The 16,970-nt window shown below is 30.2% G+C and carries 14 protein-coding genes, 1 tRNA gene and 1 pseudogene; 15 read left to right on the top strand and 1 reads right to left on the bottom strand.

Features of this window, described 5'->3' with window-relative positions; translation table 11 throughout:
- The first annotated feature begins 26 nt into the window (after positions 1 to 26).
- The 9 genes from DTL3_RS07445 (at position 27) to DTL3_RS07405 (ending at position 9,647) form a co-directional block, all read left to right on the top strand.
- Positions 27 to 209, top strand: a complete 183-nt coding sequence (locus DTL3_RS07445; protein ID WP_045088170.1) for a hypothetical protein — start codon at positions 27 to 29, stop codon at positions 207 to 209.
- On the top strand, positions 184 to 567 hold the full coding sequence (locus DTL3_RS07440; protein ID WP_045088169.1) for an oligopeptide/dipeptide ABC transporter ATP-binding protein: 384 nt from the start codon (positions 184 to 186) through the stop codon (positions 565 to 567). The genes DTL3_RS07445 and DTL3_RS07440 overlap by 26 nt, the downstream gene beginning before the upstream one ends.
- Before the next feature lie 115 nt (positions 568 to 682).
- A complete protein-coding gene (gene lysA / locus DTL3_RS07435; RefSeq protein ID WP_045088168.1) occupies positions 683 to 2,011 on the top strand; it encodes a diaminopimelate decarboxylase in 1,329 nt (442 codons plus the stop codon).
- 37 nt (positions 2,012 to 2,048) lie between these two features.
- Positions 2,049 to 3,473: an NlpC/P60 family protein gene (locus DTL3_RS07430; RefSeq protein WP_045088167.1), complete on the top strand. Its 1,425-nt coding sequence runs from the start codon at positions 2,049 to 2,051 to the stop codon at positions 3,471 to 3,473.
- A complete protein-coding gene (locus DTL3_RS07425; protein WP_045088166.1) occupies positions 3,470 to 4,537 on the top strand; it encodes a mandelate racemase/muconate lactonizing enzyme family protein in 1,068 nt (355 codons plus the stop codon). The genes DTL3_RS07430 and DTL3_RS07425 overlap by 4 nt, the downstream gene beginning before the upstream one ends.
- A gap of 256 nt (positions 4,538 to 4,793) precedes the next feature.
- Positions 4,794 to 6,476: a glycoside hydrolase family 84 protein gene (locus tag DTL3_RS07420; protein WP_052670432.1), complete on the top strand. Its 1,683-nt coding sequence runs from the start codon at positions 4,794 to 4,796 to the stop codon at positions 6,474 to 6,476.
- A gap of 32 nt (positions 6,477 to 6,508) precedes the next feature.
- Positions 6,509 to 7,519 carry a serine hydrolase domain-containing protein gene (locus DTL3_RS07415; RefSeq protein ID WP_052670431.1) on the top strand — a complete coding sequence of 337 codons (1,011 nt, stop codon included), beginning with the start codon at positions 6,509 to 6,511 and terminating at the stop codon, positions 7,517 to 7,519.
- Between the two features lie 61 nt (positions 7,520 to 7,580).
- The gene (gene anmK / locus DTL3_RS07410; RefSeq protein WP_045088165.1) at positions 7,581 to 8,729 is read left to right on the top strand and encodes an anhydro-N-acetylmuramic acid kinase AnmK; all 1,149 of its coding nucleotides are present in this window, start codon (positions 7,581 to 7,583) and stop codon (positions 8,727 to 8,729) included.
- A gap of 231 nt (positions 8,730 to 8,960) precedes the next feature.
- On the top strand, positions 8,961 to 9,647 hold the full coding sequence (locus DTL3_RS07405; protein ID WP_045088164.1) for a hypothetical protein: 687 nt from the start codon (positions 8,961 to 8,963) through the stop codon (positions 9,645 to 9,647).
- Between the two features lie 46 nt (positions 9,648 to 9,693).
- Here the strand turns inward: DTL3_RS07405 and DTL3_RS07400 are convergent.
- Positions 9,694 to 9,768 (bottom strand) — tRNA-Val (locus tag DTL3_RS07400).
- A 438-nt stretch (positions 9,769 to 10,206) separates the two neighbouring features.
- Between DTL3_RS07400 and DTL3_RS07395 the strand changes: the two genes are divergently transcribed.
- The 6 genes and pseudogenes from DTL3_RS07395 to DTL3_RS09970 form a co-directional block, all read left to right on the top strand.
- Positions 10,207 to 11,373 carry an NAD(P) transhydrogenase subunit alpha gene (locus DTL3_RS07395; protein ID WP_045088694.1) on the top strand — a complete coding sequence of 389 codons (1,167 nt, stop codon included), beginning with the start codon at positions 10,207 to 10,209 and terminating at the stop codon, positions 11,371 to 11,373.
- Between the two features lie 15 nt (positions 11,374 to 11,388).
- Positions 11,389 to 11,667: an NAD(P) transhydrogenase subunit alpha part 2 gene (locus tag DTL3_RS07390; protein WP_045088163.1), complete on the top strand. Its 279-nt coding sequence runs from the start codon at positions 11,389 to 11,391 to the stop codon at positions 11,665 to 11,667.
- Between the two features lie 28 nt (positions 11,668 to 11,695).
- Complete coding sequence (locus DTL3_RS07385; RefSeq protein WP_045088162.1) at positions 11,696 to 13,129, top strand: NAD(P)(+) transhydrogenase (Re/Si-specific) subunit beta; 1,434 nt, start codon at positions 11,696 to 11,698, stop codon at positions 13,127 to 13,129.
- Between the two features lie 341 nt (positions 13,130 to 13,470).
- Entirely contained in the window at positions 13,471 to 15,318 is a 1,848-nt protein-coding gene (locus tag DTL3_RS07380; RefSeq protein ID WP_045088161.1) for an ABC transporter substrate-binding protein, read from the top strand.
- A 149-nt stretch (positions 15,319 to 15,467) separates the two neighbouring features.
- A complete protein-coding gene (locus DTL3_RS07375) occupies positions 15,468 to 16,505 on the top strand; it encodes an ABC transporter permease (protein WP_045088160.1) in 1,038 nt (345 codons plus the stop codon).
- Positions 16,506 to 16,516: 11 nt separating this feature from the next.
- A pseudogene (locus tag DTL3_RS09970) lies at positions 16,517 to 16,630 on the top strand (ABC transporter permease); the annotation flags it as partial.
- Between the last annotated feature and the right edge of the window lie 340 nt (positions 16,631 to 16,970).

Here is a 16,970-nt window from a genome sequence, read left to right as displayed (position 1 = left end):
AAACAAATTCATAGGAGGGATGTATGGTGAAAAGAAATGTATTACTTCTGTGTGTAATGGTATTATATGTTTTCTCATTAGCAAGTACTTTATCAATGATCATGGATGTGACAGGACCATTTTCCCAGAATTTCAATCCATTTTTTTCAGGAGGTACAAACTATTCAGCTCGTGGATTCATTTATGAAACTTATGTTAAAAATTCGTGACGATTTTAACACTACATATTTACATGTGACGCATGATTTAGCTGCAGCAAGATATATTTCAGATAGGATTGCAGTTATGTATGCAGGAATGTTTTTAGAAGTAGGTTCAACTGATGATGTAGTTTTAGAACCGCTCCATCCACATACACAACTTCTTAGAAAGGCGGCACCAGATCCTGATAGATTAGTTTCTGAGAAGCTTGGAAATACAGGCGAAGTTCCAAATTTAATAACCCCACCAAAAGGATGTCCATTTGAGCCTAGGTGTAATTATTCAATGGAAAAGTGTAAGAATATTATCCCACCATATTTTGAAATTAATGAAAGAAAAATAAGATGTTTTTTATATGAGAATTAAAATTATGAGTATTCTTATACTTTGAAGGAAAGCTTCGACATATGCTTTCATGTAAAAGACTATTTACAGAGTTTTTAAATGATTATCTTTATTTTAAAAGGGGGATAAATCAAAAATGCATCTACAAGATTTACCAGAAAATATGAGTATTGACGAACAAGGAATTTTGAAAATTAGTGGAGTAAGTTGTTTTGATTTAGCAAAAAATTATGGCACGCCTCTTCTAGTATTAGATGAAATTGAAATAAAAAACAATATTAATAAATTTAAGGAAGCTTTTTTCAAAAGCGGATCTGAATCATTTTTTATAGCATATGCTTCTAAATCCTTTTTAAATTCGGAATTGTGTAAAATTATCAACGAGGAAAAAATAGGCATAGAGGTTGTTTCTGGTGGAGAGCTATATATTGCACTTAAAAATAATTTTCCAGTTGAAAAGATTTATTTTAATGGAAATAACAAGTTCAATGAAGAAATTGAAATGGCAATAAAAAATGATGTATCTACAATTATAGTTGACAATGAAGAGGAATTGTATAAAATAAATAGAATTTCAAAAAGATTTGGAAAAAAGACACGTATTTTATTAAGAATTGTTCCTGGGATTAATCCTAATACTCATAAATATATATCAACAGGACAAGTTGATTCTAAATTTGGCATTCATTTAGAAAATTTAGATAGTATAGTAAAAAAAATTAAAAGCTTTAATGGACTTGAATTATGTGGAATTCATGCACATATTGGTTCTCAAATAAGCGAACCTATGTATTATGTAAATCTTATAGAAACTTTGTTTGAGTTGTTGGTAAGTCTTAGGAAGAAAGAAAATATCATATTGGGTGAGATTGACATTGGTGGAGGATTCGGTGTTGCACACTCTTCAAACGAGCAATCAATGGATATTTTTGATGTAATTAATAAGATTGTCAACCAAGTAGAAGTTATATCAAAAAAACACAATTATCCTAAACCAAAAATAAGTATAGAGCCAGGAAGATCAATAATTTCAACAGCGGGTACTACTTTATATACAGTAGGTGCGATCAAAAAGAGTGCAAGTAAAAAGTATGCTATAGTAGATGGCGGTATGGCTGATAATATAAGACCATCGTTATACAACGCAAAGTATCAAGCTTATGTGGCAAATAAAATGAAAGAAACTGAAGATTTTGAAAAAGTTACAATAGCAGGACGCGCATGTGAATCAGGGGATATTTTAATAGACGAAATATTCCTTCCAAGATTGTCCATAGGTGATTTATTAGCAATTCCTTTTACTGGTGATTATACTTATTCTATGTCAAGTAACTATAATGGATTTCTCAGACCTGCTATTGTATTGGTTAATAACGGAAAAAATAAACTGATTACACGAAGAGAAACTTATGATGATTTACTATCAAGAGATATTACTAAGAATGATTGGCACATTTTTGATTAGTTCGAAAAGATCTGTATTTACAAAGGAGTAAAACAAAATGAACGAGGATTCAATATGTAATAGTATTTACTCTATTTTAAATGTTGATAATAAAGCAGTGTTTGATCCTACATTTTGGATAGATAGATTAGAAGAGGCATCCAGTGTTTTAATGGAGCCAGTAGAAATAGGTAATTTAAATCATAAAATTGCAAGCAGAATGCAAGAACATCAATTAGAAAATTATTATTTTAATTTTAATTCCTCATACTTTTTAGAGAAAGAGAGAAAAGTCGAAAAGGATTTGTTTGTAAAAGAAATGGAAAAGATTAATACTTTACAAAATCTTATGGAACTCTCCACTAAAGATCTTTATACAAGTTGGGGACGTAAAATTAGTACATTAAATATAGAAAGTCTATACAAATACCTTTCAAATTTTGAGAATTACAAGAAAAAATTACCAGCTTATATTCAAATAAGTTTTGGATTTACAACTAAAAAATGTTCTGTAAAATCGTTACCTATTGCTAAAAAAATATCTAACTCTCCTAACTTTCCATTTCAAGATCTGTTAGCTCTAACAACTCTTTCTCCAGGAGAACCTATTTTAGTTTATCAAAAATCTTTTGATTCAAGATGGTATTTTGTTCAAAGCTATTTTTACTCTGGGTGGATAAAAGTAGATGATTTTATAACAGTCTCAAGAGAAACGTTTATAAATTATCTTTCATCTGATTCATTCTTAGTGGTAACTGAAAGCAAAGTAGAAACAGAAGACCTTGCACATTTTAGTAAGTTAAAGTTTCAAATGGGCGATAAAATTATTTTAGCGACTGAGATTGAAACTCAACAATTTTATAGTAAATTAGGTTATTGTTTTCCTGAAGGGTGCTATCCTCTTAAGATTCTTTTTGATAGGAGTGTAGATAAAAGTTATAAATGTGAAGATGGTTTTGCAGTTTATCCTCTTTCAGGTTCTAAGGAAGTTAAGAGAGATTTTTTAGCTTTTACCAGAGAAAATATAATTAAACAAGCTTTTAAAATGCTTGGAGAAAGATATGGTTGGGGTGGAAGCAATGATAACAGGGATTGCTCACGATTTATAATGGATATATTTAAGACTTTTGGCTTATATCTTCCGAGAGATTCTAAATACCAACGAACAATGGTTTTTCCTAGTAGCTTTTCATTTAGCTCTTACATTTCTGAAAGAAAAACCATTTTAGATAAATTATTAGCTGTAGATCTTCTTTTTATGAAAGGTCATGTCATTATGTATTTGGGAAAACTAAAAGATAAATATTATGTAATTCATCAAGAATCTGATTTTAGAAGAAAAAATGAAAATGGAGTTTTTAAGATATATGATATTCACGAAACATTTGTTATGGATTTATTGTTCTACTCCATGAATTCTAATTTAACTTATCTTGAATCATTAAGCTCAGCTATAACTTTTAAAGGAGTGAAGTTCATTTGAGAATAGTTGATATTAAAGTTAAACCGTTAAATTTAAAGTTAACAAGTCCTTTTATAACCGCAGCTGGTCCATTGAATGAAGTAAAAAACGTTTATGTTGAAATTCATACTGATAATTTATTGATTGGAATTGGAGAATCGGCTTTTGAACCAAGGGTTACAGGCGAAACTCAAGAAAGCATTATGAGTGCTATCAATAATTATATAAAACCGGTTATAATTGGTGAAGATCCTAGAGATATAGAAAGAGTTGAAGAAAAAATTTTAAAAGCTATATATGGAAATGAAAGTGCTAAAGCTGGAGTTGATGTTGCTTTATTTGATATTTTAGGTAAATATTATAATGTTCCCTTATATAAGCTCCTAGGTGGTTATAAAAATTCATTTGAGACAGATATTACTATAAGTCTAAACGAGCCAGAGAAGATGGTAAATGATGCAAAAGAAGCGGTTAAGAAAGGGTTCAAGATATTGAAAATAAAAGTTGGGGTTGATCCTAACAAAGATTTTCAAAGGGTAAAAATGATTAGAGAAAACATTGGAACCGACATTAAGATTAGATTAGATGCTAACCAGGGATGGAACATCAAAGAAGCTTTATCTCTTATGAAAAAATTGGAGAAATATGATATAGAACTATTAGAACAACCTGTGATAAATTGGAATATTGAAGGGTTAAAATATTTAAGAAATTGTCTATCATTGCCAATTGTCGCAGATGAAAGTGTTTTTAACGTACATGATGCATTGAATATTATTAGACTTAATGCTGCAGATATGATTAATATTAAACTAATGAAATGTGGAGGTATATATAATGCGATTAAAATAAATAAAATTGCTGAAGCTGCAGGTATTGAATGTATGATAGGTTGTATGATCGAATCAAAGATTTCCGTAACAGCAGCTTCTCATTTTGCAGCTGCTTTTAAAAATATCACAAAGGCAGATCTGGATTCACCTTTATTTTTTGAATCTGATTTTATTCCTGATGGGATTGCTTATGATTTAGGGATGATTCATATGCCAATCACTCCAGGTCTTGGTATTTCTGAGAGAATTTAAAAATATAAACTGTATAGGGGTTTTAGAAAAAAAGATTTTCTAAGAGTAAACATCTGAATTTATAACGGGTCAAGGGCGGAGCCCTCCCCCTGACTTGGTACAAGTACCGAATAGTTAAAAAAATCAGAATTAGTGGGGATTAGAAGTGAGGAGGTATTTTGTAAAAAAATCAATTCTAAAACATATATATAATAAGGATTTTGGGATTTCTGAGATAATTTAAAAATACAAACTGGATTAAAGGAGGATTTTAATAATGGAATGTGTGTTAAAAAATTTAAATCCATTGCCAAAGAAAATATTTTACGAAGGAAAAAACATAGAATATAATGGTTCTAAAATAAAAATCTGTTGTAATGATTTTGAAGATTTTTTTTCTAATGATTGTTTTGTTCTAGTAGATAAACCTGAAAAGGCAGATTTAACAGTTAAAGGAATCATTTCTTCTTCAGTGAAGGAACTCGAAGACTTTTTAAATAAAAACGATTTTGAATTAAGTTTAGAAGATTTAAGCGAAGAAGGGTATCTGTTGAAAATTCATGAAGATAAAAAGGAAATTAGTATAGGCTCTTCCACAAAACGAGGATTTTTTTATGCATCGCAGACCCTAAAACAATTGATTGATAGCAAAAATAAAATACTTCCAATAGTTGAAATTATTGATTTTTCTTCTTTTAATATAAGAGGGATTATAGAAGGTTTTTATGGTAAACCCTGGAGTAATGAAAATAGAAAAGACATAATAAGATTTTGTAGAAAAAATAAAATGAATGCATATTGGTATGCTCCAAAGGATGATCCATACCATAGAGAAAAATGGAGGGAACCATATCCATTTGAAGAAAAGAAAAAAATATATGATTTGATAGAAGAGGCAAAGAAAAATTATGTAGATTTTGTATTTTGTATTAGTCCTGGTTTAAGTATGAAGTTTAGCGATGAAACGGAATTTTCATTGTTATGCAATAAGTATGATGAAGTATTGAGGCGGGGAGTTACAAATGTAGCAATTTTGTTTGATGATATACCTCATAAATTAGAATACGAAGAAGATGTTAGAAAGTTTAATAATAATTATGGTTTGGCCCAGACATACATAGCAAACAAATTGTATGATTTTTTAAAGAAGAAGGATTCTAAAGCAAAATTGTATTTTTGTCCTACTGAATATTGGCAAAAAGAAGATTCCCCTTATAGAAGAACTCTAAAAGAAAATTTACACTCTGAAATAGTAGTAATTTGGACTGGAAATGGAGTTTGGTCTAAAAGAGTTTCTATAAAAAATGCAAATGAGATTTCAAGTCAGTTTGGACATAAGTTAGTATTGTGGGATAATTATCCGGTTAATGATGCGGATGAAGGAAAATTATTTTTGGGGCCATTAACGAACAGAGAAGTTGATCTTTACAAATCGATAGAAGGAGTTATAGCTAATCCAATGAATCAGGCTTATGCTTCAATGATTGCTTTGCAGACTATATCTGATTATCTTTGGAATTCTGAATCTTATAATCCTTGGACTTCGTGGGAGAAAGCAATATTTAACATCGCGGGCGAAAATTTTTCGAGAGAGTTAGAATTATTCAGTGAAAATTTTCTTAAATCACGCTTATTTGAAGGAACATCTTTCAAATTAAAAAGGCTGTTAAAAAATTATAAAGAAGATTCTTTAAATGCTAGCAAAGAACTTGTAAGTTATCTAGAAGAATTATCAAATCTTGATGAAGAGTTAAGTAAAATTGGTTTTAAGGGGTTTTATGAAGATATTAAGCCATGGGTTGCTAAACTCTCAGAACTTTCAAGGATAGTGATAAAGCTAATTACCTCTCCTGAATCAGAAAAAGATCTTATAAAAAGGGAAGGTGAAATAAGAATCAAAGAATATGAAAATATTTCTGTATGTGATGATATTTTAGATATATTTATTAAAGAAATATAAATAATTTTATCATATAATTTTGTTAAAGAAAGGTGAATGATTTGAAAGGTTTAGATATCAAAATATTAGATGAAATAATAGTATCTGGTTTAAATAACGTATATACAGCAGCTTCTCTTTTAATTGGGGATGAAGAAAATATTTTATACAGAGATTTTTTTGGTACAAAGGATGGGATTGAGAAATTAACCGAGAACGATATTTTTGATTTAGCTAGTGTTACTAAAGTTGTTGCCACAGCTACTGCTGTTATGAAACTTATTGATAGCGGTCAATTGCATTTAAAAGATAAAATAGGAAATTATTTAAATGTTTCAGGGCAAAAAGGAGAAATAACAATCTTTGAATTACTAACTCATACTTCATTAATGCCTTCTTATTCAACTCTTTGGAAGGAATATAAAAACAAAGAACTTTTTGAAAAACTTATAGAAATACAACCTCAAAAAGGCCCAAATAAATGCTATGAATACTCTTGCTTAAATTTTATTACTTTAATGAAGATAGTTGAAGTAGTTACTCAAGTGAATTTTAAAGATTATATAGAAAAAGTTTTTATAGATTTAGGTATGAAAAATACTTGTTATAATCCTATAGATAAAGAGAGAGCAGTCGCCACTTCTATAAGAGACGGAAAAAGACTTAAAGGTGATCCTGATGATGAATTAGCCTATTACCTTGGAGGAGTAAGTGGTAATGCAGGTCTATTTTCAAATGTAGATGATTTAAGAATTTTTATTTATAACTTACTCAGTGGTAAAATTGTTTCTGAGAAAACTTTTGATTTATTTACAACAACGATTGTAAAAAGAGGTGAAAATATAACTCATATAGCTTGGATGGCTCCACCAGTTGCTGGTTGCCAATATTCACTGGATAGTTCGGGATTTGGCCACAATGGTTTTACAGGAACGTCTATCTGGATTAGAAAAGATGGCATGTTTTCTATATTTTTAACAAATGCTGTCTTTTATGATAGATACCTTAAAAAACCTGAATTGAATGTAATAAGAAATAAGATAAATAATATTGTATTTGCCTAAAATTAATAATTTGGAGTTAATCAAATAATTTTTTCAACTTTTTAATAAGGAGATTATAAATATGTATGTTGTTGGATTAATGTCCGGTACATCTCTTGATGGAATCGACACTGCTTTAATAGATATCAGTGAAATAAGTTCTAACGATTTCGACGTAAAAGTTATTAATTTTATAAATACACCTTATGATAATTTAACTAGAAATAAAATATTAGAATGTTGTGATCCAAAAACAGGAAGTGTTGATAAAATATGTCGATTGAATTTTGAACTTGGAGAGCTATTTGCTAAAAGTGTAGAAAAAATAGCTTCTTTAACAAATATAAAACTAAGTAATATAGAGTTAATTGGTTCACATGGTCAGACTATTTATCATGATGTTGAAAATGATTACGTCTCAAGTCTTCAAATAGGAGAAGCTGGGGTAATTGCACAGCGTACAGGGATTACAACCATAAGTAATTTTCGTGCAAGAGATATAGCAGCAGGTGGCCAAGGAGCTCCCCTAGTGCCATATGTAGACTATATATTATTTAAAAGCAATCAGTATAATAGAGTTTTGCAAAATATAGGAGGTATTGGAAATTATACTTATATTCCAAAAAACGGAAAAATAGAAGATATTCAAGGAACTGATACTGGGCCTGGTAATATGTTAATTGACGGAGTTATTCAAATTTTAACTAATGGGGAGAAAACTTTTGATAAAGATGGAGAAATGGCAATAAAAGGAACAGTATCGACAGAACTACTTAATGAATTAAAAAAACATCCATTTATAAGTAAAAAAGCCCCTAAAACTACGGGAAGAGAGGCTTTCGGGTTAAATTATGCAAGGAAAATTGTCAATATAGGGAAAGAATTACATTTGTCCAATGAAGATATCATAGCTACTGTTACAAATTTTACTGCATTTACTATTGTTGATGCATATCAGAGATTTATTAGAAATAAAATAGATCAGATTATTATTTCAGGTGGAGGTAGCTATAATCCAACATTGATTCTGATGATAAAATCTTATGTAAAAATGCTTTTAGGAGAAAATGTAGTTGTTATGATCCTAGAACAATTAGGATATTCTAGTGACGCTAAAGAAGCTGTTGCGTTTGCTATTCTTGCTTATCAAACTTTTAAAAGGCGTTGTAATAACGTTCCTCAAATAACCGGGGCAAAGTATAGTGTAATACTAGGGGATATAACACCTTAAGTGACAAGATTTATAATTTTATTGGTTACTTTTGATTTGAGTTGTAAATAGAATATTTTCTGTTAAAATATACTTATAGTAGTCTCAATTGAATATAAATTATATTAAAGAGTGAAATAAATACAAATAATTGCTTTTATTTATCAAACTAATAATATGCATAAAAAACTATAATTCTTAAATCTTCTATTTTACAAGAAGGGAGGACTGTCAACAAATTGACGAAACGCTATGTTCAGTGATGAACTAAAAATGTTAGTAGAGTTTATGGGGACAAATTTACTAAAGAAAGATAATCAAGAGAAGCTTGAAGAACTTATTTTCAGTAGAATTGAAAATAAAGATGATTTTTACTACATTAATCAATATCTTAAATCTATAGAAAATTATAGTTTACGTAAGTTTCTATTTTCAAAATTAATAAAGAGTTATTTTGATAGATTTAATTTAGTGTATGAAAGTAACGTTTTACAATATGGAGAGGATAAAATAAAACTTGATATTGATAGTGATACTTTCGATTCGTTGATAGAACTATTGGATGAAGTTGAAATTGATGCACAAACCTTATTTTATTTTTTATCTGACAATTTGATAAAAAGAATCTCTGTATTAAAAAGTTTATTAAAGGATCGATCAAAAAAGCAATGGAGAGATGAAGAATTAGTCAGTTTTATAAATAATTTGACACCCTTGACTAAAGATTTCTTAAGATTAATAACTGAAAAAGGAAAGATAAAAACGGAGGCTATTATCAACGATCTTCAGTTAAAAAGTAAAAAGTCTGTATCAGCCTTAGTTAGTGCTGTAGCAAGAAATGCTCCAAATGATAAGGAAAAACTGATATTTAAAGAAGAGGATTATATAAAAGTGAACGAAAAATATCGCGATAAAATCTATCGGATAATTAATAATTAAAAAACAGGAGGTTCGTTTTTGAACCTCCTGTTTTTTAATTGATGAATGGTGGGTGCGGTAGGGATTGAACCTACGGCCTCTTCCGCGTCAAGGAAGCGCTCTCCCACTGAGCTACGCACCCGTTTCTAATTACCAAATTAAGTATAACATATATTCTGCAATGTGTCAATATGATATATATGTTTATTAGTTACACTAACTATGAAATTTTTTTCATAATTGTGAAAATCATCTATAATCAGTAATAAAATCATCTAATCAGTTCTAGTTTGTATGAAAGAATTTTTATCAAGTTCTGAAAATTGATAAAAACAGTGTAAAATAGTAATGTAAACCTTTATGGGTTTCACATAATCATTTTATTAATTTACTGTTAATCAAGTTTCGAATAGAAAGCAGAAAAATTAGTTCTGAAAATCTATGTATAAATTACGTTTTGAGCAAAATTCTTCATTCTTTTGCTATAAGGAACCAAACAAAGTTCTAAATTAATGTTTGAGAATTTATAAATTGAGTAATATTAACATTCAGGGAGGTGGTAAGTTTGAAATTTAAAAATATGACTATTGGAATACCCAAAGAAATTATGGAAGGTGAAAATAGAGTTGCTGCAATACCTGAAACAGTTGCAAAAATGGTTGAGCAAGGAGCAAAGGTATTTATTCAATCTAATGCAGGAAAAGGATCACATATTGAAGACAATGATTATAAGCAAGTTGGTGCAGAAATAGTAAAAGATGTTGAGGAAATATATCAACGTTCAGATATTATTTTAAAAGTTAAAGAACCATTATTTAATGAAGAAGTAGGTAAGCATGAAGTAGATATGATGAAAAATGGTCAGTATTTAATTACTTTTCTTCATCCTGCTTCTCCGCAAAATCATGAGACTATAAAAAAACTTGCTGAAAAAGGTGTTGTGAGTTTTACTTTAGATAGTATTCCTAGAATTTCAAAGGCTCAACAAATGGATGCTTTAACATCCATGAGTACAGTTGCAGGATATAAAGGATTTCTTATGGCTGCAAATTATTTACCAAAATTTATTCCATTAATAACTACAGCTGTGGGAACAATTAAACCATCAAATGTTTTGGTAATTGGTACAGGTGTCGCAGGCTTACAAGCTTTGGCCACTGCGAAAAGATTAGGAGCTGCAGTTTATGCAATAGATATTCGAGCTGATGCAAGAGAGCAAGCTCAAAGTATAGGAGCAAAAATAATTGATGTTGGTATACCCGAAGAAATAGCAGTTGGAAGTGGTGGTTATGCAAACAACTTACCAGATGAGTGGTTAAATAAAGAAAGAAGTATAATTAAAGAGCATATATCAACTTTTGATATTATTATTTTATCAGCTCTTGTTCCTGGTAGAGTTGCTCCAATATTAATTACACAAGACATGGTGAAAGCTTTAAAGAGTGGTTCAGTAATCGTTGATATATCAATTGATCAAGGGGGAAATTGTGAATTAACCGAGCCTGGTAAAATAGTTCAAAAGAATGTAATAACAATTATTGGCACGAAAAATATTCCTGGTATGCTTCCATTGAGTTCAACTTGGTTGTTTTCAAAAAACATTTACAATTTCTTGAGTTATATAACTCAAGATTCAAAAATAAATGTTAACAGTGATGATGAGATTATATCAGCAACTATTGTCACCAATGGCAATAAAATAGTTCATGCAGGGGCATTAGAAGCTATGGGGATTTATAAAAGGTAGGGAGGTAATTGCCAAATGAATATCATATTTTTACTAATTTTGTTTGTAATATCTATGTTTATTGGTTATAAACTTATAAGTGACGTCCCAAGTTTGTTACACACACCTTTAATGTCTGGAATGAATGCTCTATCAGGTGTCACTGTTTTGGGTTCTCTGGTTGCAACTGCTGCAGCTGTGAATACTGGTTATAAAATTTTAGGTTTTATAGCTATCGTACTAGCAACTATAAATATTGTTGGTGGTTTCATGGTTACTCATAAAATGCTTAAAATGTTTAAGAAAGACAAATAACTTTTGAGGGGAGCTGATTTGAGAAAGTATGATCACAATTTATACTGTTGTTGGCTTAATTTTAACTTTAGGAGTACTTTTCGGTATTAAATTGCTGAGTTCACCCAAAACAGCTGTTTTAGGTAACTTAATTGGCTCTATCTCGATGCTTTGCGCCATTATATTAACGTTGGCCTATAATAATATTTTAAATGTATCTTTATTATGGATAGCTTTAATACTAGGAGGAATAATAGGAGCTATTTTAGCAATAAAAGTAACTATGGTTCAAATGCCTCAAATGGTTGCTTTATTAAACGGTTTAGGAGGCGCTTCTTCAGCTATTGTCGCATTGATTATTCTTTTCAATAATTATGGTGATATGAATTTAGTCAGCAGATTATCATCTAGTTTAGCTTTAACGATAGGAGCAATTACTTTCAGTGGAAGTTTAATTGCGGTTGCAAAGCTTAGTGGAAAAATGAAACAACAACCAATAGTTTTTAAAGCTCATACCTTATTAAATACTATTTCTATATGTTTTATCATTTTTTCCATTATAGTTGTTTCTCTACCAAACATTTCTAGAGTAGTTTATTTTACTTTTTCAATAATGATTTTTTTAGTATCAATTTTTTATGGAGTGGCTTTTTCTATTCGAGTAGGCGGAGCCGATATGCCTATTACTATTTCATTACTTAACTCTTTTTCAGGATTAGCAGCCTCAGTAGCGGGTTTTGCCCTATATGATCCTCTTCTTGTAGTTGTTGGAGCAATAGTAGGCGCTTCTGGATTAATATTAACTCAAATTATGTGTAATGCAATGAATAGGAGTTTAAGAGATGTAATAACAGGAAGGACAATAGCTTTGAATTCTGATAAAATAATTGAAAAAGGCTATGCAAATAAAGAAGTTGCTATTAAAAAAAGCAAATCTTTTAACATATCTGAATCTGATGACGAGCAAATTAAAATCATAAAATCCTTAATTAGTCAAATATTAGAAGAAGCTCAGAGCGTAATGATAGTACCAGGATATGGAATGGCCCTAGCCCAGGCTCAATATATAATAAAAGAATTATATGATAAATTTGTTTCAGTCGGTAAGGAAGTAAACTTTGCAATTCATCCAGTTGCTGGAAGAATGCCTGGTCACATGAATGTACTATTGGCTGAAGTAGGAATTCCTTATGATAAATTATTAGAGTTAGACGAATCAAACGCTAAATTGTCGAAAACTGATTTAGTAATAGTAGTCGGTGCAAACGATGTTATCAATCCTGCGGCAAATACAGCAGAAGGAACACCTATTTACGGCATGCCTATTTTAGAAGTAAAAAAAGCAAAAAACATATTTATTTGTAATAAAGATACTAAGCCTGGTTATGCAGGAGTTGAAAATCCTCTTTATAATGATGAACATGTAATTTTATTATTAGGAGATGCCAAAGATTCTCTCAAAATAATTATTAATAGTTTCTGAAATAACGTTTTTTAGAAAATCACAGCTTATTGAAATAACATTTATATGAAAAAAAATTCATAATTTTATACTTCTGAAATATTTTTCATATTTACATAATATTTTCTTATAACAATTTTAGTAACTATGTAACTAAAAAAATGAAAAGAATTAACTTTTATCTTGATTAAATCATGCATATTATATATATAATATCTTCAAATCGTTTGTTTGAAAGTGATTTAAAATTATAAAATGTATTACTTGAATATTACAGACAAATATGATATAATTCAAACATCCGGTGAATTTAGTTAAGTGAAAAAATTTTGTATTTTTCAACTTGTAAGGGAGGTATTGGCATGAAAAAGTCTGTTTTTATTTTGTTAATAGGGTTATTGTCAGTTTTTGCTTTTTCACAAGTAAAGAATCCCGATATGATTTTTGATGCAACTTTATCGGAACCAGACACATTAGATATACATCATGCTTATGATACAGCGAGCGCAGAGGTTATTTTTAATGTATATGATAACCTTATAGCTTATGATGGTGGAAGCATGACTGACTTTGTTCCTATGATTTCAACAGTTGTTCCAAGTGTAGAAAATGGTTATCTCAGAGATGATGGAACAACTTACGTATTTCCAATTAGAAAAGGTGTAAAGTTTCAAAACGGAAATGATCTAACCCCAGAAGATGTCGAGTACACTTTTGAAAGAGGAATTTTATATGATCCAGCAGCTGGGCCAATGTGGATGATAATAGAACCAATATTTGGAGCAGTTTCTGTTAGGGATCTCGTGGAAGAATATATAGGAGTTTCTTGGGATAAAATATTTGACAGTAATATGAATCCGATTTCAAAGGAATATGAAACTGCTCTTATTAACTTTTATCATGAGGTAGTAGATCCTTCGATAGAGGTTGTTGGAGACGAAGTTCATATTCATTTGGTGAGACCATATGCGCCTTTCCTTAATATTATTGCTAGTGGTGGAGGTTGGGGTGCAATACTAGATAAAGAATATTCCGTACAATTAGGATTATGGGATGGCAAAGCAGAAGGTTGGTGGAAATATCACGGCTGGACAAAAGAACAATCACCATTGTTTGATCATGCTATGGGAAGCGGGCCATATAAACTTGTTGAATGGGATCATGCCCAGCAAAGAATTGTTCTAGAAAGATTTGATGGATATTGGAAGGGTCCAGCACCTGTTAAGACAGTAGTTATTCAAGGAATAGATGAATGGTCTACAAGAAGAGCTATGCTTGAAAAAGGAGATGCAGATATAATTGACTGTCCAGTACAATATTTAGATGTAGTTAAATCTATGCAAGGTGTTGAAGTGCTAGAAGGTCTTCCAACGGTTCAAATAACATCTATGGGATTTAACTGGGAAATAAAGTCAGAATCTCCATATATTGGTAGCGGACAATTAGATGGTAATGGTATACCTACTAACTTCTTTGAAGATGTAAATGTTAGATTAGGCTTTGCCTATGCCTTTGATTATGAAGGTATGATTAAAGAGATACTAAAAGGGTTAGGTATTCATGTTCCTACTGCATTACCAGAAGGATTTTTAGGATTTGATGGTACTCTTCCAAAATATACTTTAGATCTTGAGAAGGCCGAAAATTATTTTAGAAGAGCTTTTAGAGGAAGATTATGGCAGCAGGGATTTAAGATGGATGTTCTCTATAATATTGGAAACGAAGAAAGAAGAGTTGCAGCAGAAATTTTAAGAGATAATTTAGCAAAGATTAATCCTAAATTTCAGGTAGAAGTTAGAGGAGTTCAGTGGCCAACATACTTAGATGCAAGAGAAAATATGATTCTTCCTGTGTATATTATTGGTTGGCTAGCAGATTTTCCTGATCCTCATAACTTTATTTTCACTTATTATCACAGTCAAGGTGATTATGGACATTATTATGGTACAAAGTTTGAAGAATTTGCAACACAACCAATACCAGAATTTGGTGGAAAATCTTTGAATAAAATGATAGAAGATGCATCTTTAGAAACGGATCCTGTTAAGAGAGAGCAAATGTATATAGATATTCAGAAGTTTGTTATTGATTATGCTTTAACATTGCCGTTGTATCAACCATTGGCTATACGAGTTCATAGAGATTGGTTAAAAGGATATGTGTACAACCCAATTTGGCCAGGAGATTATTATTATATATATTCTAAATAAATATTTTGAATAATATTTTAATGCAATTATTTGGAATGTTTCAGTAGTAACTTTATGGAGAGGGGAATTTCCCCTCTCTTTTTAGGTAAATACTTTTTAAGTATGATAGATATTTATATGATTCATTAGAATATCGGAGGTGTTAAGTTTTGACGACGTATATTATCAGAAGACTTTTACTATTGCCATTAATAATTTTAGGGGTTACATTGATTGTGTTTTCAATGTCTCAATTGCTTGGCCCTCTAAAACTGTTATCAACCTATGTTGATCCTAACACTTATGCAAAAATGTCAGAAAGAGATATACAGATTTTAATGCAACAGTATGGATTAACTGATCCTCTTCCAATTAGGTATGGCAAATGGCTTAAAAGTTTATTTAAAGGAGATCTTGGTTGGTCAGTTGTAGGAAAAGAACCTGTTTTAAATGCATTAATTCACAGATTTCCATTTACTGTAGAATTAGCTTTATACGCCTTATTTCCTATTATAGGAGTTGGAATATGGTTAGGGGTTACAGCAGCTGTTCATCATAATTCTTTTATTGATCAATTTATTAGAATATTTGCTCTAATTGGTTGGTCCCTTCCTGATTTTGTTTGGGCTATTCTTGTATTATTAATATTTTATATTGGGCTTGGTTGGTTTCCACCTGGAAATTTAAGTATTTGGGCAGATCAAATTGTTAAAAGTCCTTCATTTCATAATTATACTAATTTATTAACAATTGATGCTTTACTAAACGGAAGAATAGATATATTTTGGGATGCTCTTAGACATATCATTGGCCCAGTTATTGCAATATCTTGGCTTTGGTGGGCTAATTTACTTAGGATAACAAGATCTTCCATGTTAGAGGTATTAAGAAAGGATTATGTAAGAACTGCTCGTTCTAAAGGTCTTTCTGAGAAAGTTGTTATTAACAAACACGCTAGAAAGAATGCATTAATTCCTGTAGTAACTACTGCGGGACAAATGGTTATAGGCCTATTGACAGGAGTTGTTATAGTAGAAATGGTTTTTGTAAGAACAGGTTTAGGTTCATTTGCAGCTACTGCTGCTCAGCAACTTGATTATGCTTCTATAATGGGAGTGCTTTTATTCACTTCTCTATTGTTAATAATAGGGAATTTGATAATAGATATTTCATATGCCATAATTGATCCAAGAATCAGGCTAGGGTGAGGTGACAAATTGTGAGTGAAGAATTTAAGAGAACTATAAAACGTTTTTTTACTAATCCCTCTGCTGTGATAGGAGTTACTATATTAATATTTTTTATAATAATAGCTATTTTCGCTCCTTTAATAGCACCTCCCAAAGTGCCTCATAATAGGAATTTAGAAAAGGCTCAGGATCTTTTAGATAATTATTCTGAAGATAATAAAGATCTTATAATTCTTGAATTAAAGAATTTTTGGGATGATACCTATTCATTTGCAGAGGATGACTATATTGAACTATCTGCGTTGATGGATATGATCAAAAGTTATCAAAAAAAAGAAGTAACTGATGAAGAGTTAAAAGCTTATATAAAAGAATTAACAGACATTTATATTTTAAATGAGCAATATTATAATAAATTTGATGAGGAAACTAATAAAGTTATAAAACAATTAAAACAAGAGTTTGTAAAATCAGAAAAAAAAT

It is taken from the genome of Defluviitoga tunisiensis, assembly GCF_000953715.1.
Lineage (GTDB): Bacteria > Thermotogota > Thermotogae > Petrotogales > Petrotogaceae > Defluviitoga > Defluviitoga tunisiensis.
This window is presented reverse-complemented; position numbering and strand designations above follow the sequence as displayed.

Coding starts and splice junctions, on each gene's coding strand:
- anmK (WP_045088165.1), top strand. CDS start 7,581: ATGTATGTTGTTGGATTAATGTCCGGTACATCTCTTGATGGAATCGAC.
- DTL3_RS07405 (WP_045088164.1), top strand. CDS start 8,961: ATGTTCAGTGATGAACTAAAAATGTTAGTAGAGTTTATGGGGACAAAT.
- DTL3_RS07430 (WP_045088167.1), top strand. CDS start 2,049: ATGAACGAGGATTCAATATGTAATAGTATTTACTCTATTTTAAATGTT.
- lysA (WP_045088168.1), top strand. CDS start 683: ATGCATCTACAAGATTTACCAGAAAATATGAGTATTGACGAACAAGGA.
- DTL3_RS07420 (WP_052670432.1), top strand. CDS start 4,794: ATGGAATGTGTGTTAAAAAATTTAAATCCATTGCCAAAGAAAATATTT.
- DTL3_RS07390 (WP_045088163.1), top strand. CDS start 11,389: ATGAATATCATATTTTTACTAATTTTGTTTGTAATATCTATGTTTATT.
- DTL3_RS07440 (WP_045088169.1), top strand. CDS start 184: ATGAAACTTATGTTAAAAATTCGTGACGATTTTAACACTACATATTTA.
- DTL3_RS07380 (WP_045088161.1), top strand. CDS start 13,471: ATGAAAAAGTCTGTTTTTATTTTGTTAATAGGGTTATTGTCAGTTTTT.
- DTL3_RS07395 (WP_045088694.1), top strand. CDS start 10,207: ATGACTATTGGAATACCCAAAGAAATTATGGAAGGTGAAAATAGAGTT.
- DTL3_RS07385 (WP_045088162.1), top strand. CDS start 11,696: ATGATCACAATTTATACTGTTGTTGGCTTAATTTTAACTTTAGGAGTA.